Below are 26,443 nucleotides of genomic sequence, written 5' to 3' on the forward strand. Positions count from 1 at the left end.
TGGTGTGCGACACCTCACTCGTGTCTACGGAACGCGACCACCCGTGCTCGTCCCGGTGGCGTTCCGGTTGGCCGCCGTATCGCCGTATAGCCGGTCTGACCTGCGTAAACAAGTGGATCATGGGTCGATCGCAGTAATCAAGATCCAGTTACCGGCAGGTATCCCCAATTCGGACCAGTGGTCGATCTCGCCTACACTCGATGGCGTGCCACGTGGTGACGGTCGACTCAATCACGATCTGCTTCCCGGCGAGAAGGGCCCCCAGGACGCTTGTGGCGTCTTCGGTGTCTGGGCTCCGGGCGAAGAGGTCGCAAAGCTCACGTACTTCGGGCTCTACGCCCTCCAGCATCGGGGCCAGGAATCCGCGGGTATCGCGGTCAGCAACGGCTCCCAGATCCTCGTCTTCAAGGACATGGGCCTCGTCTCCCAGGTCTTCGACGAGACCTCGCTCGGTTCGCTCCAGGGTCACATCGCGGTCGGACACGCCCGCTACTCGACCACCGGCGCCTCCGTGTGGGAGAACGCCCAGCCGACGTTCCGCGCCACCGCGCACGGCTCGATCGCGCTCGGCCACAACGGCAACCTCGTCAACACCGCCCAGCTCGCCGAGATGGTCGCCGACCTGCCCAAGCAGGAAGGCCGCACTCCGCGCGTCGCGGCGACCAACGACACCGACCTGCTGACCGCGCTGCTCGCGGCCCAGGTCGACGAGGACGGCAAGCCGCTCACCATCGAGGAAGCGGCCCACACGATCCTCCCGAAGGTCCGGGGCGCCTTCAGCCTCGTCTTCATGGACGAGCACACCCTCTACGCCGGCCGTGACCCCCAGGGCATCCGTCCGCTGGTCCTCGGCCGCCTCGAGCGCGGCTGGGTCGTCGCCTCCGAGAGCGCCGCCCTCGACATCTGCGGCGCCAGCTTCGTCCGCGAGATCGAGCCGGGCGAGTTCGTGGCGATCGACGAGAACGGCCTCCGTACCTCTCGATTCGCGGACGCGAAGCCCAAGGGCTGTGTCTTCGAGTACGTGTACCTGGCCCGCCCCGACACCGACATCGCCGGCCGGAACGTGTACCTCTCCCGCGTGGAGATGGGCCGCAAGCTCGCCAAGGAAGCCCCCGTCGAGGCCGACCTGGTCATAGCGACCCCGGAGTCCGGCACCCCCGCCGCCATCGGCTACGCGGAGGCCTCCGGCATCCCCTTCGGCGCGGGTCTCGTGAAGAACGCGTACGTCGGCCGTACGTTCATCCAGCCCTCGCAGACCATCCGCCAGCTCGGTATCCGCCTCAAGCTGAACCCGCTGAAGGAAGTCATCAAGGGCAAGCGCCTGGTCGTCGTCGACGACTCGATCGTGCGCGGCAACACCCAGCGCGCGCTGGTGCGGATGCTGCGCGAGGCCGGCGCCGCCGAGGTCCACATCCGGATCTCCTCCCCGCCCGTGAAGTGGCCCTGCTTCTTCGGCATCGACTTCGCCACGCGCGCGGAGCTGATCGCCAACGGCATGACCATCGACGAGATCGGCACCTCGCTCGGCGCCGACTCCCTGGCGTACATCTCCATCGACGGCATGATCGAGGCGACCACCATCGCCAAGCCGAACCTCTGCCGTGCCTGCTTCGACGGCGAGTACCCGATGGAGCTCCCCGACCCCGAGCTGCTCGGCAAGCAGCTCCTGGAGACGGAGCTGGCCGCAGGCCCGGCCGCCACGGCCGCCGCCGACGCGATCCGCCGCCCGTAGACGGCCCGTCACACCTGCCGTACGACACGAAAGTTCTCACTAGCCATGTCTGAGACACCTCTTGCCGGGGGCGGCGCCAGCTACGCAGCCGCGGGCGTCGACATCGAGGCGGGCGACCGCGCCGTCGAGCTGATGAAGGAGTGGGTGAAGAAGACGCAGCGCCCCGAGGTCCTCGGCGGCCTCGGCGGCTTCGCCGGCCTCTTCGACGCCTCCGCCCTCAAGCGCTACGAGCGGCCGCTGCTCGCCTCCGCCACGGACGGGGTGGGCACGAAGGTCGACATCGCCCGCCAGCTGGGCGTCTACGACACGATCGGCCACGACCTGGTCGCCATGGTCATGGACGACATCGTGGTGTGCGGCGCCGAGCCGCTGTTCATGACCGACTACATCTGCGTCGGCAAGGTCCACCCCGAGCGCGTCGCCGCCATCGTCAAGGGCATCGCCGAGGGCTGTGTGCTGGCAGGCTGCGCCCTGGTCGGTGGTGAGACGGCCGAACACCCGGGCCTGCTCGGTGAGGACGACTTCGACGTCGCCGGCGCCGGTACGGGCGTCGTGGAGGCCGACCGGCTGCTCGGCGCGGATCGTATCCGCACGGGTGACACGGTGATCGCCATGGCGTCCTCCGGCCTTCACTCGAACGGGTACTCGCTGGTCCGGCACGTTCTGCTGAACCAGGCGGGTCTCGCCCTCGACGCGCGGATCGACGACCTCGGCCGCACCCTCGGCGAGGAGCTCCTGGAGCCCACCAAGATCTACTCGCTGGACTGCCTGGCCCTGACCCGCACGACGGATGTGCACGCGTTCTCGCACATCACCGGCGGTGGACTCGCGGCCAATCTGGCCCGCGTCATCCCCGACGGACTGCACGCGACGGTCGACCGCTCCACCTGGACCCCGGCCCCGGTCTTCGACCTCGTCGGCAGGACCGGCTCGGTCGAGCGCCTGGAGCTGGAGAAGACCCTGAACATGGGCGTCGGCATGATGGCGATCGTGCCCCAGGAGTCGACGGACGTGGCCCTGGCCACCCTGGCGGACCGGGGTGTCGAGGCATGGGTCGCCGGCGAGATCACCGAACGCGGTGAGCACACCACCGGAGCCGAACTCGTCGGGAACTACGCGAGCTGAGCCCCGCGGGGCAGCACAAGACCCGGTCGGTGACCGAAGTCACCGACCGGGTGAGTGCTCAATGCGAGGTCAAGCGCCGCGACGATGTTGGTGGGACGAGTCCTCGTCCTCGTCGTCCTCGTCGTCCCCGTACAGATCGGCGTACCGTGCGTACGGGTCGTCGTCTTGCTCATCGTCATCGTCCTCGAACGGCTCGCTATTCGGCGGCATGTTCGATGGCGATGCGCCCAGCTCTTCGGCCAGGCGTGAGAGATCCGTCCCGCCGCTGTTGTACTTCAGCTGGCGGGCGACCTTCGCTTGCTTGGCCTTGGCCCGGCCGCGCCCCATGGCTCGACCCCCTCAACGACGGGGCTCGCTGGCCCCAGGTTGACACGCGTTCATGATCCAGAACGGCCTCTCCTCGGAGAGCCCGCCGTAGGGCTCCCACGGTACCTGAGCCCACGCCCGTACGGTACGTCGCCCGTAGCACGCGCGTGTGCGCAGGACCTGTGAGACGCCCCGTCCTCGCTGGTCAGTGGCGATTTTAACCACTTATTGGCGGCCGACCCGCCGGGAAGAGTGAGAGTTCTCTCTAACTTTCCACCCGGCGGTACCGACCAAACCCTCGGGGCGCCCGGGGCGGACCCCCTACCGGAACCTCACCATCCGCGCGCCTGGGCCGCCTCGTGCATCCGCTGCTCGGCGATCCGGTCGGCCGCCGCGGCCGGCGGAATCCCGTCCTCCTTCGCACGTGCGAAGATCGCGAGCGTGGTGTCGAAGATCTTCGACGCCTTGGCCTTGCACCGGTCGAAATCGAACCCGTGGAGCTCGTCGGCGACCTGGATGACCCCGCCGGCGTTCACCACGTAGTCCGGCGCGTAGAGGATCCCGCGGTCGGCGAGATCCTTCTCGACGCCCGGGTGGGCGAGCTGGTTGTTGGCCGCGCCGCAGACGATTCCCGCCGTGAGCACCGGGACCGAGGCGTCGTTCAGCGCGCCGCCGAGGGCGCAGGGGGCGTAGATGTCGAGCCCTTCGGTCCTGATCAGGGCCTCGGTGTCGGCGACGGCCGTCACGCCCTGCGGGTGCCGGTCGAGGATGCGGCGTACGGCGTCCTCGCGGACGTCCGTGACGACGACCTCGGCGCCCTCGGCCCGCAGATGCTCCACCAGGTGGTGGCCGACCTTGCCGACGCCCGCGACGCCGACCCGGCGGCCGCGCAGCGAGGGGTCGCCCCAGGTGTGCTGGGCCGAGGCCCGCATGCCCTGGTAGACGCCGAAGGCGGTCAGCACCGACGAGTCGCCGGCGCCGCCGTTCTCCGGCGAGCGCCCGGTCGTCCAGCGGCACTCCCGGGCCACGACGTCCATGTCGGCGACATACGTGCCGACGTCGCAGGCGGTCACGTACCGGCCGCCGAGCGAGGCCACGAAACGGCCGTAGGCGAGCAGCAGCTGTTCGGTCTTGATCGTGTCGGGATTGCCGATGATCACGGCCTTCCCGCCGCCGTGGTCCAGACCGGCCATGGCGTTCTTGTACGACATCCCGCGCGCGAGGTTGAGCGCGTCGGCGACGGCCTCCGCCTCGGTCGCGTAGGGGTAGAACCGGGTTCCGCCGAGCGCGGGGCCCAGCGCGGTGGAGTGGAGGGCGATGACGGCCTTGAGGCCGCTCTTGCGGTCCTGACAGAGCACGACTTGCTCGTGACCCCCCTGCTCCGAGTGGAACAGGGTGTGCAGGACGCCGTTGTCTACGTCGGTCACGGTGGTGACTCCTGGGTAACTGGCGGCGGTTGGGACGCAGGCGCCCAAGGGGTGGCGGGGCCTGTGGGGAGAGCGTAGAGCCTGCACGGCCCGCCGAACGCGCGCCGGTGCGGATCACCCTCTTCCGGATGCCGGATCACCTCCGCCCGGAGTACGTCCGTGCGACGATCAGCGGGCTTTTCCGGTGTCCCCGCGCGCGGGTCGATCAGGTTTCCCGGCCGGGTGGCGGGGGAGGGAGCAGGCGTGCCCAAGGTGTCCTCGGTGATCGTCCCCTACGCGGCCTACCTGCGCGTGTACGAGCCGCTGGCCGCCTTCCCCGAGCCCGAGCGCACCCACTGGGCGCGGTACGCCCGTCGCGGCGACCGCCCCTCCTACCAGGACGAGCTGCGCCGCTCGCTGGCCGACCTGCTGCCCACCCCGCCGGTCGCGGTGCCGGTGCACGAGAGCGGCGAGGCGTTCGTCGCCGAGGTGGACGGGGTGCTGCACATCTGTCCGTGGCGCACCCGGCTGCGCGGCTGGCAGGCGCTGTCCGAGCTGGGCGAGGAACTGCCCCGGTCGGTTCTGGAGGCGGTGCTTCCGGAGGTCGTGCGGGCGCAGGCGGCGAAGGACTACGAGCGCTGGCGGGAGCGCAATCCCGACGCGCGGCCCTGGATCCGCACGGCGACCTGGCAGGTGCCGCTGAACTGGTTCGTGCTGGTCTCCGACGAGGAGCGGGTGTTCGACAAGGGGAGCGGCGAGTCGGCGCCCGTGCTGCGCTACCGGACGCCGATGGTCCAGGCGCGGCGCCGGACGGCCCGGGGGCTGCGCACGCTCAAGGAGTCCATGGACGAGGGACCGCTCATCGAGGGTCTGCTGGACGTGGGGCGCTGGCTCGAGGAGTTCCATCCGCGTTCGCTGGTGGAACTGGATTACGGCGGCCTGGTGCACACCCTGCCGGCCGGGCATCTGGAGGACGATCACTCGGCGGCGGACGTCGCCGAGGGCATCGAGGCGCTGCGGGTGGGCGACGGGGCGGCGGCGGGCGAGGCGTACGGGCGGCTCGTGGAGCGGTGGCGGGCGGTCCGGGACCGTCGTTCGGCCAATTAGGGGACCCCGTCGCACAGGTGTCGGACCAGGCATGCTGTGATCTGACGATGTGACAGTTGCGACAGCGCTTTCATAAGTGATCTGCGTCACGGCCGAAACGGGTCGAACGGCGTACGGTCAACCGCACTTCACGGAACTGACGGGACGTAGGTCCCCGATCCGGGCTTATGTCGCAAGGGTGACGGACCGCACGTACAGGGCCCTTGCGCCGCTTGCCCCTCCTCGTGCCAAAATAGGACAAGGAGTCCGGGGAGGGCTCCTCCGCCTACTTATGCTCCATCGTGGGGGGAATCTCAGCATTGCACGCTTTGGGGGGTCTGGTGACTCCTGAGCGCCCCTGTGACTGATCGTCACAGTGACGTGACTGTCCGCTATGGCATGGTCCATCGGCTTCCGTCGCCGATGAACACCTGGGGGGCAATTCCATCGGTTTGGCCGACGCGGCTGGACAGATGGTGTAGTTGTAGTGCCGAGGACAAGCCGTTCGTCCTATAACCGACTCGACTCGCGTCCGCCATTTCGGGCAACGCGGGTCAAGGTGCAGAATTTAGAGGAAAGAACCGAGAAGGTTCGGTTCTCCCGAGGAGGCCGCTCATGACCGCTCGCACCCCTGATGCTGAGCCGCTGCTGACCCCGGCTGAGGTCGCCACCATGTTCCGCGTGGACCCGAAGACGGTCACGCGGTGGGCGAAAGCCGGCAAGCTCACGTCGATCCGTACGCTCGGCGGACACCGCCGTTACCGCGAGGCCGAGGTCCGCGCCCTGCTGGCGGGCATTCCGCAGCAGCGCAGCGAGGCCTGAACAACTGAATAACCGGGCAATACGTCAGGTCCCCCAACCTGTGCGGACGCCCGAAACCTAGCTCCAAGCGACGTGGGTCCTGCCCCAACAGGCCCCTCGCCCATCGGGAACGTCGTCGATCGCGCTGGACTCCGCCGGGTCCAGCGCGATCTTTTTTGTGCGCTTGAGGGCGCTCGCGGGTGGCCGTGGGGCCGTATCGGGTCGGTCTGTGATCGACACTGTCGGACTCTGGGGAGGGTCTGCGGGGGTTCCTCGAAGCACCTGCGGGGCATCCCTCCGGGCATCCCGGGGACTTCCTCCGCAGTGGTGCAATTGCACATATTAAATTGACCAGTTGTAGGAGACGGGTAAGAACGCCCGGTTCCAAAACTTATTCCGTGACACCTGTCACATGCCACTGGCCTTGTTGGTGCGCGCTTCCCTGCGCTAGAGGAGGCGGTGGCCAACTACCCCTGTCGACGCCGCCGTTGGTCACGCGGCCGGGGAGCCGCCGTCCCCCGGGGTCTCCGCGGGGGTCTGTACGCCCCGTGGAGCGCCGTCCATGGCCAGCCGCAGCAGGCGGTGGCAGATCGGACAGTGGCGGGTCAGATGCCGATACGACGACGCGGCCGACAGATGCGCGCGGAGTAAGGCCCGCGTCTCGTGCCTAGCCGATGCCGCCATACGCCACCTCCAGGAGGGCCACACGGGGAACGTGCCCTGAGTTCTGGGGTACCGAGCGAATGTGACGCCGTCAAGGGCGCCCGGACGCACGCGAAGAAGCCCGGATCCGAAGATCCGGGCTTCTCGCACTGCGGTCCTGACGGGATTTGAACCCGCGGCCTCCACCTTGACAGGGTGGCGAGCACTCCAAACTGCTCCACAGGACCAGGTTTCGCGGCACTTTGTCTTGCGCTGTGCTGCGAGAAGGACTGTACAGGAGGGTGAGCCCCTTGGTCGAACTCACCCTCCGTGCGTCTCCCGTCACGGAGCGGCCGCGTCGATCGCCTTCACGATCCGCTTGTCCGAGACCGGGTAGGCCGTGCCCAGCGCGTGGGCGAAATAGCTGACCCGGAGCTCCTCGATCATCCAGCGGATGTCCAGCACGGAGGAGGGGACGGGCCGGCCCGGCGGGAGCTGCTCCAGCAGCCAGGCGTACTCGTCCTGCATCTCGTGCACCTTCTCCATGCGCGTGGTGTCCCGCTGGACGCCCGTGGGCATCTGCTGCAGACGCCGGTCGGCGGCCACCAGGTAGCGCATGAGGTCCGGCAGCCGGCGCAGGCCCGCCCATGTCACGAAGCCCGGCTTCACCAGGGCGTCGAGCTGCTTGCGCACGTCCGTCAGGTTCGCGAGCAGCGCGGGGCTGCGTACGCCCTTCAGACGGCGCTCACAGGCCTGCCAGGCGGCCAGCACCTGCTGCACCTGCCCGACGGTCCGCACGGTCGTGTAGACGATCTCCGCGCGCACCTTGTCGTACAGCTTCCGGTACGACTCCTCGTCCCACACCGGTCCGCCGAAGTCGGCGATCAGCTTGTCCGCCGCCGCCATCGCGCAGTCGTCGAACAGGGCCTGGATCGAACCGTGCGGATTGGCCGACAGAGCGAGCTTCTGAGCGTTGGTGAGCTTTTCGGACGCGAACTTCGCCGGATTGACCGGGATGTTGCGCAGGATGAGCCGCCGGGTGCCCTTCCACATCGCCTCCGCCTGCTCCTCCTCCGTGTCGAAGAGCCGTACGGAGACGGTGTCGCCGTCGTCGACCAGGGCCGGGTACGCCTTCACCGGCTGCCCCGCGCGCCGCGTCTCGAACACACGTGTGAGGGAGCCGATCGACCAGTCCGTCAGCCCCTTGCGCTCCAGGGACTCGCCGCCCTGCCGTACGGCGGTGGCGGCGGCCGCCTGCGAGATGGCCTGGCGCGCCTTCGGCTTCAGCCGCAGCTTCAGCGTCTGCAGGTCCTTGTCCTCGGCCAGCTTGCGGCGCCGCTCGTCGACGATCCGGAAGGTGATCTTCAGATGGTCGGGGACCTTCGACCAGTCGAAGTCCTCGGCCTCGAAGGGGACCCCGACCATGCGCTTGAGATCGCGGGCCATCGCCGTGGCCAGCGGGTCCTGGAGGGGGACCACCTGGTCCAGGAAGCGCTTCGCGAAGTTCGGCGCCGGCACGTAGTTGCGGCGGATCGGCTTCGGCAGGGAGCGGATCAACTCCGTGACGACCTCTTCCCGCAGGCCCGGGATCTGCCACTCGAAGCCGTCGTCCGTGACCTGGTTGAGGACCTGCAGCGGGATGTGGACCGTCACACCGTCCGCGTCCGCACCCGGCTCGAACTGGTACGTCACCCGGAACTTCAGCCGGCCCTGGTGCCAGGAGTCGGGATAGTCGGCCTTGGTGACGGCCTCCGCCGACTCCCGGATGAGCATCTCCCGCTCGAAGTCCAGGAAGTCGGGCTGCTCCTGCCGCTTGCGCTTCCACCAGGAGTCGAAGTGGGCCCCGGAGACGACGTGCTCGGGCACCCGCTGGTCGTAGAAGTCGAACAGCGTCTCGTCGTCGACGACGATGTCCCGGCGCCGGGCCCGGTTCTCCAGCTCCTCGACCTCGCTGAGGAGCTTGCGGTTGTCGGCGTAGAACTTGTGGTGCGTGCGCCAGTCGCCCTCGACGAGCGCGTTGCGGATGAAAAGCTCACGGCTCGTCTCGGGGTCGATCCGGCCGTAGTTGACCTTCCGTTGGGCGATGATCGGTACGCCGTACAGCGTGACCTTCTCGAACGCCATCACGGCCGCCATGTCCTTCTCCCAGTGCGGCTCGCTGTACGTCCGCTTCAGGAGGTGCTCGGCGAGCGGCTCGACCCACTCCGGCTCGATCTTCGCGTTGACGCGCGCCCAGAGCCGGGAGGTCTCGACCAGCTCGGCCGACATGACGAAACGGGGCGTCTTCTTGAAGAGCGCCGAACCGGGGAAGATCGCGAACTTGGCGCTGCGCGCGCCCAGGTACTCGTTCTTCGCGCCGTCCTTCACGTCCTTCATGCCGATGTGCGACAGAAGGCCGGCGAGGAGGGAGACATGGATGCCGTCGCCCGAGGCGTCCTGCTCGTTGAGATGGATGCCCATCTGCTTGGCGACCGTTCGCAGCTGCGTATAGATGTCCTGCCACTCACGGATGCGCAGGAAGTTCAGGTACTCCTGCTTGCACATCCGGCGGAAGGACGACGAGCCGCGCTCGCGCTGCTGCTCACGGACGTACCGCCACAGATTGAGGTACGCCAGGAAATCGCTGGTCTCGTCCTTGAAGCGGGCGTGCTGCTGGTCGGCCTGGGTCTGTTTGTCGGCCGGGCGCTCGCGCGGGTCCTGGATGGACAGCGCGGCGGCTATGACCATGACCTCACGGACGCAGCCGTTCTTGTCGGCCTCCAGGACCATCCGGGCCAGACGCGGGTCGACGGGGAGCTGGGCCAGCTTGCGTCCGGTCTGCGTCAGCCGCTTGCGCAGGTCCTTCTCGGCCGGGTCGAGGGCGCCCAGCTCCTGCAGCAGTTGGACGCCGTCGCGGATGTTGCGGTGGTCCGGCGGGTCGATGAAGGGGAACTTCTCGATGTCGCCGAGGCCGGCCGCGGTCATCTGCAGGATGACGGAGGCGAGGTTCGTACGGAGGATCTCGGCGTCCGTGAACTCCGGCCGGGTGAGGAAGTCCTCCTCCGAGTACAGCCGGATGCAGACACCGTCGCTGGTGCGTCCGCAGCGGCCCTTGCGCTGGTTGGCGCTGGCCTGGCTGATCGGCTCGATCGGCAGGCGCTGCACCTTGGTGCGGTGGCTGTAGCGGGAGATGCGGGCGAAGCCGGGGTCGATGACGTACTTGATGCCGGGGACGGTCAGCGAGGTCTCGGCGACGTTGGTCGCCAGAACGATCCTGCGGCCGGTGTGCGGCTGGAAGACACGGTGCTGCTCGGCGTGCGACAGCCGTGCGTACAGCGGCAGCACTTCCGTGAACCGGTACTGCTTCTTCTCCAGCGCGTCCGCGGTGTCCCGGATCTCCCGCTCACCGGACAGGAAGACGAGGATGTCGCCCCCGCCCTCGGCCTGGAGCTCCTCGACGGCGTCGCAGATGGCGGTGATCTGGTCCCGGTCGGCGTCCTCGGAGTCCTCCTCCAGGAGGGGCCGGTAGCGCACCTCGACCGGGTACGTCCGTCCGCTGACCTCGATGATCGGGGCGTCGCCGAAGTGCCGGGAGAAGCGCTCGGGATCGATGGTCGCCGAGGTGATGACGACCTTCAGATCGGGCCGCCTGGGCAGCAGTTGCGCCAGATACCCCAGCAGGAAGTCGATGTTCAGGGACCGCTCGTGGGCCTCGTCGATGATGATCGTGTCGTAGGCGCGCAGCTCGCGGTCCGTCTGGATCTCGGCGAGAAGGATGCCGTCCGTCATCAGCTTCACGAACGTGGCGTCCGGGTTCACCTGGTCGGTGAAGCGGACCTTCCAGCCGACGGCCTCACCGAGCGGGGTCCGCAGCTCCTCGGCGACGCGCTCGGCGACGGTGCGGGCGGCGATCCGGCGGGGCTGGGTGTGCCCGATCATCCCGCGCACCCCCCGCCCGAGCTCCAGGCAGATCTTCGGGATCTGGGTGGTCTTCCCGGAGCCGGTCTCACCGGCGACGATGACGACCTGGTGATCACGGATGGCGGCCGCGATCTCGTCCTTCTTCTGGCTGACCGGGAGCTGCTCGGGGTACGTGACGGCCGGGACGCGGCCGCGCCGCAGGACCATCCGTTCCTCGACCTGTGCGACGTCCGCCTCGATCTCGGCGAGGACGGCGGCACGGGCCTCCGGCTTGCGGATCTTGCGCGCGCCTTCGAGCCTGCGCCCGAGCCGGTGCGCGTCGCGCAGGGACAGCTCGGCCAGGCGGGGGGCGAGGGCGCCGAGGGCGGGGGCAGGGTGCGTAGACATACGCGATCCAGGATCTCATCCCGGCCAAATTCGTGGCGAACCCTTTTGCTCGGCGCGCACGAGGCCGCGCCGGGCCGCTCAGGCGGCTCAGGAGCCGCGCTGGGCCGGGGGCGAGGGCGGTGAGGTGTCCGCGGACGAGACGGTCGGCGTCGCAGCCGCCGGGGCCGCCGGTGCCGGTGCCGGTGTCGAGGTCGCCGTGGCTGCCGCTGCTGCGAGGGCGGCGGCCTCGGCGCGGCGCTGGGGCTCCGCGAGGGCGATGGACTTCGCCGTGTTGGAGACGGCCTTGATGCCCAGATACGCGGTGGTCGTGCTGCTCACGGCCGTGAAGGCGGCGGTCAGCACCCCGACGATCACCGACCGGTCCCCGTCCAGCTGCCAGACACCGAAGGCGGCGATCCCGGCGACCGCGAGATTGCTGACGATCACCGCCATCAGCCCGTACCGCGCCCGGTCCTTCTCCAGTGCGACGCTCCCGCTCACGCGCTCCCCGCCCCTCCACAACACGCCGACGGGCACGAACGTACCGGATGGGAAAGACCCCCGCCGGGGTATCCCGACGGGGGTCTTTCTACGGTGGCTGGGGCCGGGGTCGAACCGGCGACCTTCCGCTTTTCAGGCGGACGCTCGTACCAACTGAGCTACCCAGCCACGAGGTTTCACGTGAAACCTCAGCGGTCCTGACGGGATTTGAACCCGCGGCCTCCACCTTGACAGGGTGGCGAGCACTCCAAACTGCTCCACAGGACCAAGCTGTTGTGTACGACAGTGTCGCACACGGTGTTGCGTGCCCCCAACGGGATTCGAACCCGTGCTACCGCCTTGAAAGGGCGGCGTCCTAGGCCGCTAGACGATGAGGGCTATCGGCCCGCCTGCGCGCTTCTCAGCGCGTCGGGGACGTGAGAAGCATATGGGATGGCGGGAGGGATCGCCAAAACGGTTTACGGGGAGGGGCTGGAAGGGGGCGGGGAGGAGCCGGCGGGAGGCGGGGAGGAGGGCGGGCTCGGGGAGGCCCCGGGCTGGTTCTCCTTCGGGAGGTGGCGGCTGACCTCGGCCGTGGTCAGGCCCAGGCCGCCCAGTTTGATCTCGTCCCACGCCTGGAGGCGCTTGGTGCCGCGGTCGAAGTAGAGGATCGACGCCTCGATGGGGTCGGGGTACTCGCCCTCGACGGCCCTCAGGCCGCTGCCGCCCGTGGAGCCCTCCACGCGCAGACGGGTGCCGTTCTTCAAGATCTCCGTCTGCTCGTGGTGGAGATGGCCGGAGAGGACCAGGGGGACCGTGCCGTCCGTACGGCGGGCCGCGGACGGTTCGTGGACCACGGCCACGTCGACCGGGGTGCCGTCGGCCGTCTCGGTGCGCAGCGCCTGCGCCAGGCGGTCGCCCGCCGCCTCCTGGGACGCCCCGGCGCCCGGCACCGTGGAGCGGTCGGGGGTGAACTGGGGATCGCCCATGCCAGCGAAACGCAGCCCGGCGATGGTCTCGGCCCGGCCGTCGTCGAGGACGTGCACGTTCCTGATGCGTTCCAGGTAGCTCTGGGTGACGCGGGAGTCGTGGTTGCCGCGGACCCAGACGTACGGCGCGCCCAGGTCGGCGACGGGGTCGAGGAAGCCGTTCTCGGCGGATGTGCCGTGGTCCATGGTGTCCCCGGAGTCGACGATCACGTTCACCTTGTACTGGTCCACCAGCGAGGCGATGATCTTCCAGCTCGCGGGGTTGAGATGGATGTCGGAGACGTGCAGGACGCGGACCGTGGTGGGGTCGGGCTGGTAGGCCGGGAGCGTCGAGGTGACGTCGTAGAGCTTGGTCACGTTCGTCACCAGCCGGGCCAGTTCCTGCTGGTAGACGTCGAACTCGGTGACGATGCTGCGGGCGTTGCCGACGAGGGAGGGCGCGGAGGAGAGCAGGCCGGAGAAGCGGGGTTCGAGGACCGATTTGGGGTTCCAGGTGGCGTACGCGGTGGCGCCGCAGGCCGCGAGCAGGGTCAGGGCGAGGCCGCCGGCGGCGAGGGCGCGGCGCGGGCGGCGGTAGACGGCGAGGCCGAGGGCGGTGGCGCCGGAGACGACGGCGACGCAGGAGCGTACGGCGAGGTCGAGGGTGCCGTGTTCGACGTCGTGGGCGACCTCGTCCTGAAGGCCGGACAGGCGCTCGGGGTGGTCGACCAGGGCCTGGGAGCGGGCCGGGTCGAGCTGGTCGACGTTGACGTCGAGGCGGACCGGGGCGGTGTGGCTGTCGAGGGAGAGCGCGCCGAGCGGGGAGACGTTGATCTTCGTGCCACCGGTGAGGGAGGGGCGCAGGGTCATCGTCGTGTTCATGGGGCCGACCGGTACGCGTACGTTCCCGACGACCAGCAGGCCCAGCCAGGCGCCCAGCAGCACGACCGCGACGAGGCCGGCGGCGCGGGACCAGGGGTGGGGGCGGTGGGCGAGTTCGAGGGTGGGGGCGGTGGCGGAGGGCGTGCGGGGGACACGGACACGGACGCGAGCCATTGGTGCCGTATGCCCGGGTGTGCGTCCCGGTATGCGGCCGGTTTGCGCGGTGGCGTGGTGCCCCTCCCGGTCGGCGGCCCGCGCCGACCGGTTCTCCTCCGAGGACGGTGGTGTACCCGACAATGGGTCTGTGCTGGAGATGACGCGCGAGGAGTTCGAGGAACTGGTCGCCGAGGCGCTGGACCGGATTCCGCCGGAGTTGACGCGGCTGATGGACAACGTCGCCGTGTTCGTCGAGGACGAGCCGCCGGCGGAGGATCCCGAGCTGCTCGGGCTGTACGAGGGGACTCCGCTCACGGACCGCGGGGAGTGGTACGCGGGGGTCCTGCCGGACCGGATCACGATCTACCGGGGGCCGACGCTGCGGATGTGCGCGACGCGGGAGGAGGTCGTCGAGGAGACCGAGGTGACGGTGGTGCACGAGATCGCCCACCACTTCGGCATCGACGACGCCCGGCTGCACGCCCTCGGCTACGGCTGACGGGCCCGTGAAGGGGGCGCGTGTCCTCTTGTGGGCGGTGGGAGTTGGTGAGGTTGACTCACTTGCGCCTGCACCGGAGGTGGCCCCGTGCGCCCCATTCGTGTCCCCGTTCGCCTGGCCGCCACCGTCCTGGCCGTCGCCGCCGTCTCGGGCTGTATGAGCGTCGGGGACGACGCGGGCGGGCCGGCCAGGCCGTCGCACTCGGCGGGGCGGCCCGGCGGTGTCGAACCCGACGGGGGGCCGGCGGGTGTGGGCGGCGGCTACCTGGGCGCCGGGGGCGGGGACGGCAAGCACGGGCACGGGAAGGGCCGCGGCAGGCACGGGGCGAGTGCCTCGGCGTCCGGCTCCGCCTCGCCGTCCGAGGGCGGCAGCGCGTCGGCGTCGGCCGGGCCCGCCCAGCCGGGGCGGACCGTGAAGCCGGGGGAGCCGACGCCGACGAAGGCGCAGCCGACGTCGCCCGGTCCGGCCGTCCCCGAGCCTCCGGCGCCGTCCCCCGAGCCGCCGTCGCCCGTGCCGGACCCGACGGTCGCGGAGCCGTCGTCCTCCGCGCACGAGGAGACCGGCGGCGGGACGGGCGCCCAGCTCACCCTGCGGGAGCCGGCACCGGAGGCGGGGGCGCCGGTGTAGTTCCGGCGGAGGCTGTGGCGCGCGGGGTACGTGACGAGGGTCTCGTCCCTCTCACCGGGACTTGATTTGCCTTCGGTGGGGCAGGGTGCGTATGGTGGTAGATCGTTTGATCCCATTTGCCCGGCGCCACCGCAGAGCGCGCCGTGTGGCGCGTACTCTCCCTTGCCGTGGCGGACCGCATTGAGGCGGTCGTAATGCGAACACGGAGTTGACGGGCGCGTGCCGACGAGACTCCGGAAGGTTTCGCTTACGCATGTCCATTTTCAGTGCCGATCACGCCGTCCTGCCCGAGGACACCCAGGCCGTCGAGAACGAGAGCATCGTCGACGTCGAGCTTGACGTCGAGCTTGACGACGAGATCGTCGAGACCGTCGAGGTCGACGACGTCGTCGAGGTCTCCGACGAGACCCCCGAGATCACCTTCGCCGACCTGGGCCTGCCCGAGGGCGTCGTGCGCAAGCTCGCGCAGAACGGTGTGACGGTCCCCTTCCCGATCCAGGCCGCGACCATCCCGGACGCCCTGGCCGGCAAGGACATCCTCGGCCGTGGCCGCACCGGCTCCGGCAAGACCCTCTCCTTCGGTCTGCCGACCCTGACCACCCTGGCCGGCGGGCACACCGCGAAGCACAAGCCGCGCGCCGTCATCCTCACCCCGACCCGTGAGCTCGCGATGCAGGTCGCGGACGCCCTCCAGCCGTACGGCGACGTCCTCGGCCTGAAGATGAAGGTCGTCTGCGGCGGTACGTCGATGGGCAACCAGATCTACGCCCTGGAGCGCGGCGTCGACATCCTCGTCGCCACCCCGGGCCGGCTGCGCGACATCATCAACCGCGGCGCCTGCTCGCTGGAGGACGTGCAGATCGCCGTCCTGGACGAAGCCGACCAGATGTCCGACCTGGGCTTCCTGCCCGAGGTCACCGAGCTGCTCGACCAGGTGCCGGCCGGCGGCCAGCGCATGCTCTTCTCCGCGACCATGGAGAACGAGATCAAGACCCTCGTCGACCGCTACCTGAACAAGCCGGTCTCGCACGAGGTCGACGCCGCGCAGGGCGCCGTCACGACCATGTCCCACCACATCCTGATCGTGAAGCCCAAGGACAAGGCGCCGGTCACCGCCGCGATCGCCTCCCGCAAGGGCCGCACCATCATCTTCGTCCGCACCCAGCTGGGCGCCGACCGTGTCGCCGAGCAGCTCCGCGAGGCGGGCGTGAAGGCGGACGCGCTGCACGGCGGCATGACCCAGGGCGCCCGGACCCGCACGCTGGCCGACTTCAAGGACGGGTACGTCAACGTCCTGGTCGCGACCGACGTCGCCGCCCGAGGCATCCACGTCGACGGCATCGACCTGGTCCTCAACGTGGACCCGGCCGGCGACCACAAGGACTACCTGCACCGGGCCGGCCGCACGGCGCGCGCGGGCCGCACAGGCACGGTCGTGTCCCTGTCCCTGCCGCACCAGCGCCGTCAGATCTTCCGGCTGATGGAGGACGCCGGCGTCGACGCCGCGCGCCACATCATCCAGGGCGGTGCCGCCTTCGACCCGGAGGTCGCCGAGATCACCGGCGCCCGCTCGATGACCGAGGTCCAGGCGGAGTCCGCGGGCAACGCGGCCCAGCAGGCCGAGCGCGAGGTCGCCCACCTCACCAAGCAGCTCGAGCGGGCGCAGCGCCGCGCGAGCGAGCTGCGCGAGGAGGCCGACCGGCTGGTCGCCCGGGTCGCCCGTGAGCGCGGCGAGGACCCCGAGGCGGCGGTGGCCGAGGCGCAGGAGCAGGCCGAGGCCGAGGTGCAGGCGGCGGTCGAGGCGGCCGCCTCCGTCCCCGAGCAGCCGGCCGCGCGGGACGTCGACCGGATCGCCGAGCGGGGCGCGCGCGAGGAGCGCACGCCGTCCGCGTCGTCGTACGAGCGCCGTGAGCGCCGTGACGACCGTGGTGGCCGCTCCTTCGAGCGCCGCGACGACCGTGGCGGCCGTTCGTTCGAGCGTCGTGACGACCGGGGCGGCTTCCGCCGTGACGACCGGGGCGACCGCGACAACCGTGGGTTCAACCGGGGCGACCGCGACAACCGCGGTTTCAACCGCGACAACCGCGACCGCGACGACCGCGGTGGCCGTTCGTTCGAGCGTCGTGACGACCGCGGTGGCTTCCGCCGTGACGACCGGGGCGACCGCGACAACCGTGGGTTCAACCGCGACAACCGCGACAACCGCGACCGCGACGACCGTGGTGGCCGTTCGTTCGAGCGTCGTGACGACCGGGGCGGCTTCCGCCGTGACGACCGGGGCGACCGCGACAACCGCGGGTTCAACCGCGACAACCGCGACCGCGACGACCGCGGTGGCCGTTCGTTCGAGCGCCGTGACGACCGCGGTGGCTTCCGCCGTGACGACCGCGCCGGTCACCGGGGCAGCGACCGCCCGTTCAACCGTGACCGCCGCGACGACCGCCCGGGCTTCCGCTCCGCCGGTCACGACCGCCCGTTCGGCCGCCGCGACGACCACCGCGGTGACCACCGGGGCAGCGGTTCCTTCGGCCGCCGCGACGACAAGCCGCGCTGGAAGCGCAACGGCTGACCCGGCCAAGTCCCCCTGAGTGAAGGGCCCGTACGACTCCCGTCGTACGGGCCCTTTTTTTGTGCGCCGACCTGATCGCCCAGGACCGGGCGAACCACCTGTACCGGTACTACGGCAGGGGCGACGGCACCTTCTCCGCGCGGGCGCGGATCGCGACCGGCTGGGGGGCGTCGTACGACGTCGTCGTGGGTGCCGGGGACATCACCGGGGACGGGAAGGCGGACCTCGTGGCGCGGGACACCGCGGGCGTGCTGTACCGGCTGCCGGGGAACGGCGCGGGGGCCTTCGGCGCCCGGGTGAAGATCAGCAGCGGCTGGAAGGGCCACAAGGGCATTTTCTAGCCAAGTTGTGACGTGTGTCACGCCCTCGGTGCGGGCATTGCTGGGGGCATGACAGATGACGCCATAGGGAGTGGGCTGTCGGACGAAGAGCGGCTGGCCCAGCTCGGTTACACGCAGGTTCTCGCCCGCCGCATGTCGGCGTTCTCCAACTACGCGGTCTCCTTCACGATCATCTCGGTCCTCTCCGGCTGTCTCACCCTCTACCTCTTCGGGATGAACACCGGCGGCCCCGCGGTGATCACCTGGGGCTGGGTGGCCGTGGGCCTCATGACCCTCTTCGTGGGTCTGTCGATGGCCGAGATCTGTTCGGCCTACCCGACGTCCGCGGGCCTGTACTTCTGGGCCCACCGCCTCGCCCCGCCCCGTACGGCCGCCGCGTGGGCGTGGTTCACGGGCTGGTTCAACGTGCTCGGCCAGGTCGCCGTCACCGCGGGCATCGACTTCGGCGCGGCCTCGTTCCTCGGGGCGTACCTCAACCTCCAGTTCGACTTCGAGGTCACCCCTGGCCGGACGGTCCTCCTCTTCGCCGCGATCCTTCTCCTGCACGGTCTGCTGAACACCTTCGGCGTGCGGATCGTGGCGCTGCTGAACAGCGTGAGCGTGTGGTGGCACGTGCTCGGCGTCGCGGTGATCGTCGGCGCGCTGGCCTTCGTACCGGACCACCACCAGTCCGCGTCCTTCGTGTTCGGCGAGTTCGTCAACCACACGGGCTGGGGAAGCGGCTTCTACGTGGTGCTGCTGGGCCTCCTGATGGCGCAGTACACCTTCACCGGCTACGACGCCTCCGCCCATATGACCGAGGAGACGCACGACGCCTCCACGGCCGGACCCAAGGGCATCGTCCAGTCCATCTGGACCTCCTGGATCGCCGGCTTCGTCCTGCTGCTCGGCTTCACCTTCGCCATCCAGTCCTACGACGGCGCCCGCACGTCCGCGACCGGCGCACCGCCCGCCCAGATCCTCCTCGACGCCCTCGGCGCCACGGCGGGCAAGCTGCTGCTCCTGGTGGTGATCGGCGCCCAGCTCTTCTGCGGGATGGCCTCCGTGACCGCCAACAGCCGTATGATCTACGCCTTTTCCCGGGACGGCGCACTGCCCTGGTCGCACGTCTGGCACACGGTCAGCCCCCGCACCCGGACCCCGGTGGCCGCGGTCTGGCTGGCGGCGGGCGCCGCCCTGCTCCTCGGCCTGCCGTATCTGATCAACCTCACGGCCTACGCGGCGGTGACCTCCATCGCCGTGATCGGCCTCTACATCGCCTACGTCATCCCGACGCTCCTGCGGGTCCGCAGGGGCGAGGCGTTCGAGCGGGGCCCCCGGCACCTGGGCCGCTGGTCGCAGGTGATCGGCGTGGTGTCGGTGGCGTGGGTCGTGGTGATCACGGTGCTGTTCATGCTGCCGCAGGTCGCCCCGGTCACCTGGGAGACCTTCAACTACGCCCCGGTCGCCGTCCTGGTCGTCCTCGGCTTCGCGGGCGCGTGGTGGCTGGCCTCGGCCCGGAAGTGGTTCCTCAACCCCGACCATGAACGGACCGTCGCCCGTGAGGCGGCCCGGGCGGCGAAAACCCCGTAACGGCCGATCTTCACCGCTTCGCACCCCGCGACGCGGCCGCGTCGCCAATACCCGATCGGAGACGCGGCCGGGTCCGGCTATGCTCGTGGAGGCAACATCGCCTGGGCCCTTAGCTCAATTGGCAGAGCAGTGGACTTTTAATCCATTGGTTGTGGGTTCGAGTCCCACAGGGCCTACGGACGGTGGTCGGGGGATATGGCCTCCGACCTGCTGTGCGGCGCCCGGATCGGCTTCGGCCGGTGCGGGCGCCGCTGTGTTTCACGCCCGTCGGCGGGCGGCCGGCAGGGCGATGCCGTCCTCGACCATGGTCCGGCGTTTCCCCCGGGGGCTGTCCTGCCGATCCGTCAGTTGCCCGGCCCCCGGCGCCGACACCGGGGGTGCGGCGGCCGGGGGCCGGGACATCATCGTCGTGGGGCTGCCGTTCAGACGGCGCTGAGCTGGGCCAGCGGCAGGGTGTGCTGGGTCTGCAGGACCTTCGCGCGCAGGTAGCGGACGTTGTGCGGGGTGGTGAACACACCCGTGGGGACCCGGTCGTGGACGTCGATGCCGAGCGCCCGGAGCTGGTCGGCCTTGTCGGGGTTGTTGGAGAGCAGGTCCAGGCTGGTGACGCCGAGGGCGCTCAGCATCTGGGCGGCGGCGGTGTAGTCGCGGCCGTCCTCGGGCAGTCCGAGGGCGGCGTTCGCCTCGTAGGTGTCCAGGCCCTGGTCCTGGAGGGCGTACGCGTCGAGCTTGTTGTAGAGGCCGATGCCGCGGCCTTCCTGGCGCAGGTAGAGCAGGATGCCGCCGGTCTCGGCTATCCGCTCGACGGCCTCGCGGAGCTGCGGGCCGCAGTCGCAGCGGGCGGAGCCGAAGACATCCCCGGTGAGGCACTCGGAGTGCAGCCGCACCAGCGGGACGGTGCCGGTCGCGGGCTCGCCGAGGACGACGGCGACGTGCTCCTGCCCGTCGGCCAGACCGTGGAAGGTGACCAGCTCGGCGTCGACGGAGTAGCCGTCGTGGAAGCGCAGCGGAACCCGGACGCGGGCGCGCTGGGTGGCGGCGGGGGTGTCGGGCATGCGGGTCTCCCGGGGCGAGTGCGGTCGGTACGGACATCTGCTTCAGATTTGAAGCAGTGTGCCGGGTGAGACCCTACCCCATGCTTGAAATTTGAAGCAACGGGATTGTGGCCGGACTCACGAACCTCCGGAACACCCGGATGAACGCCGCCGCCACGGCAGTTCTTCCGGCGCCGCCTCGCCGTCGTCCTGGAAGCCGCCCACCACCTGCGTGAAGATGTCCTCCAGTTGGCGCACCTGCTCGGGGGTGAGCCGGTCGAACAGGCCGGTGCGGACCGTCTCCACATGACCGGGGGCCAGTCGTTCCAGGACCGCCATGCCCTCGTCCGTCAGCACCGCGACACTGCCGCGCTTGTCCCAGCGGCAGTTCTCGCGCCGCAACAGCCCGTCCTTCTCCAGCCGGGTCACCGCGTACGTCAGCCGACTGCGCGTGATCTTCAGCGACTCCGCGAGATCGGTCATCCGCAGCCGCCGCTCCGGCGTCTCGGAGAGGTTCGCGAGGATGGAGTAGTACAGATGGGGCATGCCGGCCTCCTGCTGGAGCTGCCGGTCGATGGCGTCCTCCAGAAGGAGGTAGCCGGCGACGTACGCGCGCCAGGCGCGCTGCTCCTCGGGGGTGAGCCAGCGGGTCGTCATGCGTCCAGTGTAGTTTTGTTTCAAACTTGAACCAAGACCCGCCTTGCATCCAAGGGGAGCCGCGCCGATGCCGTACCCGTACGTCCTGCTGTCCGCCGCCGTCTCCCTCGACGGCTACCTGGACGACACCAGCCCCGAGCGCCTGCTGCTCTCCAGCCCCGCCGACTTCGACCGAGTCGACGAGGTACGGGCCTCGGTCGACGCGATCCTCATCGGCGCCGGCACCATCCGCGCGGACAACCCGCGCCTGCTGGTGTACTCCGCCGAGCGCCGCCACGCGCGCGTGGCCGCCGGACAGCCGGAATACCCCCTCAAGGTCACCGTCAGCGGCTCCGGAGACCTCGACCCGGCCGCGAACTTCTGGCACACCGGCGGCGAGAAGGTCGTCTATACGACGGACAAGGGCGCCCGGCGGACCCAGGCGCTCGGCATCGCGGCGGACGTCGTCCCGCTCGGCCCCGACCTGGACTGGCGCCGGCTCCTGACGCATCTCCACGACGAGCGCGGGGTACGGCGGCTCATGGTCGAGGGCGGCGGCACGATCCACACCCAGCTCCTCCAGCAGGGCCTCGCCGACGAACTCCAGCTCGTCCTCGCCCCCCTCCTCGTCGGCGACCCGGACGCGCCCCGCCTCTTCGGCCCCGGCGCCTACCAGGGCGGACGCCTCAGACTGACCGAAACCCGGCGGATCGAGGACGTCGTCCTCATGCGCTACGAGCCCACCGCCCCCGGCACCGGCCCGCTCCCCTCCGCCGCCGACCGCCGCTGGCTGGCCCTGGCCTGCGAACTCGCCGCGCAGTGCCCGCCCTCCGAGACCGCCTTCAGCGTCGGCGCGGTGATCGTGGCCGCCGACGGCACGGAACTGGCCCGCGGCCACTCCCGCGAGGCCGGCGACCCGGTCGTGCACGCCGAGGAGGCCGCCCTCGCGAAACTCGACCCCGCCGATCCGCGTCTGGCCACCGCCACCGTCTACAGCAGCCTCGAACCCTGCGCCCGCCGCGCCTCCCGCCCCAAGCCCTGCGCCCGTCTCATCCTCGACGCGGGGGTACGACGGGTGGTCACCGCCTGGCGGGAGCCCGACACCTTCGTGACGGCGGCCGACGGAAACGGCCTGCTCGCGGCCGAGGGCGTCGACGTCGTCGTCCTCCCGGAGTACGCCGAGCGGGCCCAGGCGCCGAACCTGCACCTGACCGGGTGATACAGTGGTGTCACCGACGCGGGGTGGAGCAGCTCGGTAGCTCGCTGGGCTCATAACCCAGAGGTCGCAGGTTCAAATCCTGTCCCCGCTACTGAAGGCCGAGGGCCGGAATCCGAAAGGGTTCCGGCCCTCGGTGTGTTTCCCGGTGCTGTCGGGCGATGGCTGTGTCCGACCTGTGAATTCCGGCAACTCGCCCGTTTTTCACCGGGCATGGCCCGAAAGTCCAGGCCAAAAAAGGTTGTTGATCAAGCCGAAGAGCTTGGAAAGCTACGTCCGGGTCTATTAACGTTCGATAACGCAGCGCGGTCGTCCCAGCCGTCACAAGAGTCGGCTCCGTGCGCACGCGCCGAATCCCGTAAGGGAACCGGGGAACCACCACCCTGGGGTGAATCACGCGGAAGCCGCCGTGAACTCGCAGAGTCACGAACGGTTTACGCGCGTAGGAGACCTTCCCGCTCCGAACCCGTCAGCTAACCCGGTAGGCGACGGAAGGAAAGGAGTGCGCCCGCGTGGCGTCCAATCGGCCTGCTCCCGAAGCCCCCTTCGTGCCGAGCCAGCGTTCCTCTTCCGACACCTTCGGCTACGGCGGACACCCCAGCGACGAGGGCCCCTGGGAGGAGTGGAATCCCACCGCGGAGTCCATCGCCCCGGTCCGGGGCAAGCACCGGGTCGCCAAGCAGCGCGGCGGCGGCGGGTTCGCCCGCAGCTCCACCGTCCTCGGCGTCGGCGTCATCGCCGCGTTCAGCGCCGGCGGCATGGCCAGCGCCAACACCGGCAAGCCCCCGGTCTCCATCTCCATGCCGGATCTGCCCTCCGTGGGCTCCCTGATCTCCGACGAGGACTCCGGCCAGGACGCCGGGCCCGCCCTCGCCGGCTTCGGCTCCGAGGCCCCCGACGCGACCGACCCCGGCGGTGCCGCCGACGCCGGAGAGGCGCTGCGCAACCGGATCATGGCGCAGGCCGAGTCGCAGCAGACCCAGGTCGCCGACCGCGCCCAGGCCGCAGCCGAGGCCGCCGCGGCCAAGGCGGAGGCGGCCGCCGTCGCCAAGGCCGAGAAGCAGGCCAAGGCCGAGGCCGCCGCCGCGAAGGAGAAGGCCGAGCAGGCCGCCAAGGAGAAGGCCGAGGCCGCCCGCCTGGCCGAGCTCGCCAAGCAGTACACGCTGCCGACCTCCTCGTACACGCTCACCGCGACCTTCGGTCAGGCCGGCGCCTACTGGTCCTCCGGCTACCACACCGGCCTGGACTTCGCCGCCCCCACCGGCACCCTCATCAAGGCCGTCCACAGCGGCACCATCACCGAGGCCGGCTGGGCGGGCTCCTACGGCTACCGCACCATCCTCACCCTCGACGACGGCACCGAGCTGTGGTTCTGCCACCAGTCCTCGATCAGCGTCAGCGCCGGCCAGAAGGTCTCCACCGGCGATGTCATCGGGCGCGTCGGCGCCACCGGCAACGTCACCGGCGCCCACCTCCACCTGGAGGTCCACCCGGACGGCGCCGCCAACGGCATCGACCCGATGGCCTGGCTGCACAGCAAGGGCCTCAACCCGTAAGGGTGCCGTCCTCACCGGAGTCGTCCTCCTCGGAGCGGTCCTGTTCACATGTTCTTCGTACGCTTCGGCGCGGCGGACGGAATGGGCCGCTCCGACACCGTTGTTGACGTAGGACATGACTTCTCTGCGCAAGCTCGGCTCCTCGGACCTCGAGGTCTTCCCCCTCACCCTCGGCGGCAACGTCTTCGGCTGGACCGCCGACGAGGCGGCCTCCTTCGCCGTCCTGGACGCCTACACCGCCGCCGGCGGCAACTTCGTCGACACCGCCGACTCCTACTCCGCCTGGGTCGACGGCAACAGCGGCGGCGAGTCCGAGACCCTCATCGGCAGGTGGGTGGCCGAGCGCGGCAACCGCGACGACGTCGTCATCGCCACCAAGGTCAGCCAGCACCCCGACTTCCCGGGCCTGACCGCCGCCAACATCAAGGCCGCCGCCGACGCCTCCCTCACCCGCCTCGGCACCGACCACATCGACCTCTACTACACCCACTTCGACAAGCCCGAGGTGCCGGTCGAGGAGATCATCGGCGCGCTCGACGAACTGGTGAAGGCGGGCAAGGTGCGGCACATCGCCGCCTCCAACATCTCCGCCGAACGCCTCCGGGAGTCCCTGGAGTTCTCCGACCGCGAGGGCCTCGCCCGGTACGTCGCCCTCCAGCCGCACTACAACCTGGTCTCCCGCGACACCTACGAGGGCGGCCTGCAGGACCTCGCGGCCCGCTCCGGCCTCGCCGCCGTCCCCTACTTCGCCCTGGCCTCCGGCTTCCTCACCGGCAAGTACCGCGCCGGTACGACGGTGGAGAGCCCGCGCGCCGAGGGCGCCGCCCAGCACCTCGCGTCCGAGCGGGGCCAGAAGGTCCTCACCGCCCTCGACGAGATCGCCCGGGCCCATGACACCGAGGTCGCCACGGTCGCCCTGGCCTGGCTCGCCGCCCGGCCGACGGTCGTCGCCCCCATCGCCTCGGCCCGGACCCCGGAGCAGCTTCCGGCCCTGCTGGCGGTGGCGGACCTGGAGCTGACGGACGAGGACCTCACGAGGCTGACGACGGCCTCGGCGTAGGCACCCACCCCTCGTTCCGGCGGCGCCGAACCGCCCCGGCCCCTAGGACCGATAGGGGTTCTGCACGGGATACGGCCCCGCCGGATATCCGTACCCCTGGTACCCGTAGTACCCCTGCGGGCCGCCGTACCCGTACCCCTGCGGGCCGCCGTGCCCGTATCCCGGCGCGGCGCCGTGCCCGTATCCCGGCGCGGCGCCGTACCCGTACACCGGCCCGGGCGCCGCGGGCGCCGTCATGCGCGCCGCGTGGTCCAGCGCGGGCCGGGCCACCTCCCGGCGCCGCCACAGCTCGTTCAGCAACTCCCTCTCCCGTACGACGAAGTCGGCACCCGCGCGCCCACCCCGCCCCCGGTGCCGCAGGAACGCCAGCGAGGTCGCGTAGGCCTCGTATTCGGCGACCGCCCGCGCGGCCGGCCGGCCCAGGTGCCGCTTGGCGTACTCACGGGCCAGTCGCCGCGCCCGCATCGAGCCGAGCGCGTACGGCTCGGCCGGGGTGAGCCAGCCGGCCGCCGTGTACGCCGGCAGCTCCTCGCGGACCGTGCGCAGCTCCCGCTGACGGGTCCACACCGCCAGCCAGGTGAGCAGCCCGAACGCGGGCACCATGAAGGACGCGTAGACCGCGAAGAACCCCAGCTCGCCGAAGGTCGAGGAGCCGTTCCACAGGGCGTGCATGCCCATCGCGAGGAGCAGCCCGGCCATCGGCACGAGGACCCGCCGTACATGCTGGCGGTCCCCGGCGCGCGCCGCGAACCCGAAGCCGAGGCCGGTCAGCACGGTGAACAGGGGATGCGCGAACGGCGACATGACGATCCGCACGAAGAAGGTCGCGGCCGTGACGGAGGCGATACCGCTGTCACCGCTGAGCTGGTCGGTGCCGAACGCGGTGCCCAGGTAGAGGATGTTCTCGGTGAAGGCGAAGCCGGTGGCCGTGATCCCGGCGATGACCACCCCGTCGACGAGCCCGGTGAAGTCGCGTCTGCGGAAGAGGAACACGAGGAGGATCGCGGCGGCCTTGGCGGACTCCTCGACGACGGGTGCTATCACCGTCGCCCCGAGGGTGTCCGCGCCGGACGGATCGGCCGTCGCCGTGGCTATCCACCGGGTGGCGAAGCTGTTGGCGACGATCGCGATCAGCGCGGCCGCGCACGCGCCCCAGGCGAAGGCGAACACCAGGTTCCGCCAGGGCCCGGGCTCCACCCGGTCCAGCCAGCGGAAGGCGGCCGTCAGCAGGGGCACCGGCAGCACCGCGAGCCCCAGACCGACCAGGAACCCCTCGGTGCCGGTCTGCTCCCGCACCAGCGCCAGGATCACCAGCCCGGACAGCGTGAGCAGCGTGATGAGCGCCCCGTACCGGACCGATCTCCTCCGCCACCAGTGCACTCGCCTGCGCCCGGCGTCCTCGGCGGGGCCGCCCGGATGCGGGGGGTACGGCGGATACGGGGGACTGATGGCCACGGCATCGACCCTAACGAGGGAGGGGACT

General features: G+C 70.4%; 21 protein-coding genes, 6 tRNA genes and 1 riboswitch. Of the genes, 14 read left to right on the plus strand and 13 right to left on the minus strand.

Going from position 1 to position 26,443, the window contains the following annotated elements; genetic code table 11:
- Positions 1-205: 205 nt before the first annotated feature.
- Positions 206-1,732 carry an amidophosphoribosyltransferase gene (gene purF / locus OG852_RS25195; RefSeq protein WP_133916850.1) on the plus strand — a complete coding sequence of 509 codons (1,527 nt, stop codon included), beginning with the start codon at positions 206-208 and terminating at the stop codon, positions 1,730-1,732.
- Between the two features lie 45 nt (positions 1,733-1,777).
- Positions 1,778-2,857 (plus strand): phosphoribosylformylglycinamidine cyclo-ligase, encoded by a 1,080-nt coding sequence (gene purM / locus OG852_RS25200; RefSeq protein ID WP_133916849.1) that lies wholly within the window; start codon positions 1,778-1,780, stop codon positions 2,855-2,857.
- A gap of 69 nt (positions 2,858-2,926) precedes the next feature.
- Here purM and OG852_RS25205 read toward each other — a convergent pair whose 3' ends face one another.
- Together OG852_RS25205 and OG852_RS25210 are read right to left on the minus strand one after the other, a co-directional pair.
- A complete protein-coding gene (locus OG852_RS25205) occupies positions 2,927-3,184 on the minus strand; it encodes a DUF3073 domain-containing protein (protein WP_133916848.1) in 258 nt (85 codons plus the stop codon).
- Between the two features lie 311 nt (positions 3,185-3,495).
- Entirely contained in the window at positions 3,496-4,590 is a 1,095-nt protein-coding gene (locus OG852_RS25210) for a Leu/Phe/Val dehydrogenase (RefSeq protein ID WP_330349019.1), read from the minus strand.
- Positions 4,591-4,833: 243 nt separating this feature from the next.
- On the opposite strand from OG852_RS25210, the gene OG852_RS25215 reads away from it, so the two are divergent.
- Complete coding sequence (locus OG852_RS25215) at positions 4,834-5,676, plus strand: hypothetical protein (protein WP_133916846.1); 843 nt, start codon at positions 4,834-4,836, stop codon at positions 5,674-5,676.
- Between the two features lie 594 nt (positions 5,677-6,270).
- Positions 6,271-6,477 (plus strand): developmental transcriptional regulator BldC, encoded by a 207-nt coding sequence (gene bldC, locus OG852_RS25220; protein ID WP_003949541.1) that lies wholly within the window; start codon positions 6,271-6,273, stop codon positions 6,475-6,477.
- Between the two features lie 471 nt (positions 6,478-6,948).
- Here the strand turns inward: bldC and OG852_RS25225 are convergent, their stop codons facing one another.
- The 8 genes from OG852_RS25225 to OG852_RS25260 form a co-directional block, all read right to left on the minus strand.
- The gene (locus OG852_RS25225) at positions 6,949-7,140 is read right to left on the minus strand and encodes a DUF6274 family protein (protein ID WP_330349020.1); all 192 of its coding nucleotides are present in this window, start codon (positions 7,138-7,140) and stop codon (positions 6,949-6,951) included.
- A gap of 131 nt (positions 7,141-7,271) precedes the next feature.
- A tRNA-Asp gene (locus tag OG852_RS25230) sits at positions 7,272-7,346 on the minus strand.
- Positions 7,347-7,440: 94 nt separating this feature from the next.
- Positions 7,441-11,385 carry an ATP-dependent RNA helicase HrpA gene (hrpA, locus tag OG852_RS25235; protein ID WP_330349021.1) on the minus strand — a complete coding sequence of 1,315 codons (3,945 nt, stop codon included), beginning with the start codon at positions 11,383-11,385 and terminating at the stop codon, positions 7,441-7,443.
- Positions 11,386-11,472: 87 nt separating this feature from the next.
- Complete coding sequence (locus OG852_RS25240; RefSeq protein WP_443064560.1) at positions 11,473-11,865, minus strand: hypothetical protein; 393 nt, start codon at positions 11,863-11,865, stop codon at positions 11,473-11,475.
- Positions 11,866-11,959: 94 nt separating this feature from the next.
- Positions 11,960-12,033 (minus strand) — tRNA-Phe (locus OG852_RS25245).
- Between the two features lie 24 nt (positions 12,034-12,057).
- A tRNA-Asp gene (locus OG852_RS25250) sits at positions 12,058-12,132 on the minus strand.
- Between the two features lie 38 nt (positions 12,133-12,170).
- Positions 12,171-12,243: transfer RNA gene (locus tag OG852_RS25255), tRNA-Glu, on the minus strand.
- Between the two features lie 80 nt (positions 12,244-12,323).
- Complete coding sequence (locus tag OG852_RS25260) at positions 12,324-13,868, minus strand: metallophosphoesterase family protein (protein ID WP_133916843.1); 1,545 nt, start codon at positions 13,866-13,868, stop codon at positions 12,324-12,326.
- Positions 13,869-13,998: 130 nt separating this feature from the next.
- Here OG852_RS25260 and OG852_RS25265 point away from each other — a divergent pair, with 130 nt between their 5' ends.
- The 6 genes from OG852_RS25265 (at position 13,999) to OG852_RS25290 (ending at position 19,634) form a co-directional block, all read left to right on the plus strand.
- On the plus strand, positions 13,999-14,349 hold the full coding sequence (locus OG852_RS25265; RefSeq protein WP_208117354.1) for a metallopeptidase family protein: 351 nt from the start codon (positions 13,999-14,001) through the stop codon (positions 14,347-14,349).
- A gap of 87 nt (positions 14,350-14,436) precedes the next feature.
- The gene (locus tag OG852_RS25270) at positions 14,437-14,976 is read left to right on the plus strand and encodes a hypothetical protein (RefSeq protein ID WP_330349022.1); all 540 of its coding nucleotides are present in this window, start codon (positions 14,437-14,439) and stop codon (positions 14,974-14,976) included.
- 253 nt (positions 14,977-15,229) lie between these two features.
- Positions 15,230-17,545, plus strand: a complete 2,316-nt coding sequence (locus OG852_RS25275; protein WP_330349023.1) for a DEAD/DEAH box helicase — start codon at positions 15,230-15,232, stop codon at positions 17,543-17,545.
- A 59-nt stretch (positions 17,546-17,604) separates the two neighbouring features.
- Positions 17,605-17,886 (plus strand): FG-GAP repeat domain-containing protein, encoded by a 282-nt coding sequence (locus tag OG852_RS25280; protein ID WP_133916840.1) that lies wholly within the window; start codon positions 17,605-17,607, stop codon positions 17,884-17,886.
- Between the two features lie 48 nt (positions 17,887-17,934).
- Positions 17,935-19,458 (plus strand): amino acid permease, encoded by a 1,524-nt coding sequence (locus OG852_RS25285; RefSeq protein ID WP_330349024.1) that lies wholly within the window; start codon positions 17,935-17,937, stop codon positions 19,456-19,458.
- Between the two features lie 103 nt (positions 19,459-19,561).
- A tRNA-Lys gene (locus OG852_RS25290) sits at positions 19,562-19,634 on the plus strand.
- A 246-nt stretch (positions 19,635-19,880) separates the two neighbouring features.
- On the opposite strand, the gene OG852_RS25295 is transcribed toward OG852_RS25290, so the two are convergent.
- Together OG852_RS25295 and OG852_RS25300 are read right to left on the minus strand one after the other, a co-directional pair.
- Entirely contained in the window at positions 19,881-20,513 is a 633-nt protein-coding gene (locus OG852_RS25295) for a GTP cyclohydrolase II (RefSeq protein WP_133916838.1), read from the minus strand.
- 117 nt (positions 20,514-20,630) lie between these two features.
- Positions 20,631-21,149: a MarR family winged helix-turn-helix transcriptional regulator gene (locus OG852_RS25300; RefSeq protein WP_133916837.1), complete on the minus strand. Its 519-nt coding sequence runs from the start codon at positions 21,147-21,149 to the stop codon at positions 20,631-20,633.
- Positions 21,150-21,216: 67 nt separating this feature from the next.
- Here OG852_RS25300 and OG852_RS25305 point away from each other — a divergent pair, with 67 nt between their 5' ends.
- The 4 genes from OG852_RS25305 to OG852_RS25320 all read left to right on the plus strand — a co-directional run bounded on the left by OG852_RS25305 (position 21,217) and on the right by OG852_RS25320 (position 24,960).
- Positions 21,217-22,347, plus strand: a complete 1,131-nt coding sequence (locus OG852_RS25305; RefSeq protein WP_133916836.1) for a dihydrofolate reductase family protein — start codon at positions 21,217-21,219, stop codon at positions 22,345-22,347.
- Positions 22,348-22,364: 17 nt separating this feature from the next.
- Positions 22,365-22,438: transfer RNA gene (locus OG852_RS25310), tRNA-Met, on the plus strand.
- 243 nt (positions 22,439-22,681) lie between these two features.
- Positions 22,682-22,847, plus strand: a riboswitch (cyclic di-AMP (ydaO/yuaA leader).
- A gap of 9 nt (positions 22,848-22,856) precedes the next feature.
- On the plus strand, positions 22,857-23,900 hold the full coding sequence (locus OG852_RS25315) for a M23 family metallopeptidase (protein WP_330349025.1): 1,044 nt from the start codon (positions 22,857-22,859) through the stop codon (positions 23,898-23,900).
- Between the two features lie 115 nt (positions 23,901-24,015).
- Positions 24,016-24,960 carry an aldo/keto reductase gene (locus OG852_RS25320; protein ID WP_330349026.1) on the plus strand — a complete coding sequence of 315 codons (945 nt, stop codon included), beginning with the start codon at positions 24,016-24,018 and terminating at the stop codon, positions 24,958-24,960.
- A gap of 42 nt (positions 24,961-25,002) precedes the next feature.
- On the opposite strand, the gene OG852_RS25325 is transcribed toward OG852_RS25320, so the two are convergent.
- Positions 25,003-26,415 carry a PrsW family intramembrane metalloprotease gene (locus OG852_RS25325; RefSeq protein ID WP_443064561.1) on the minus strand — a complete coding sequence of 471 codons (1,413 nt, stop codon included), beginning with the start codon at positions 26,413-26,415 and terminating at the stop codon, positions 25,003-25,005.
- Positions 26,416-26,443 lie beyond the last annotated feature (28 nt).

This window comes from Streptomyces sp. NBC_00582 (assembly GCF_036345155.1).
In the GTDB taxonomy this organism is placed as follows: Bacteria; Actinomycetota; Actinomycetes; order Streptomycetales; family Streptomycetaceae; genus Streptomyces.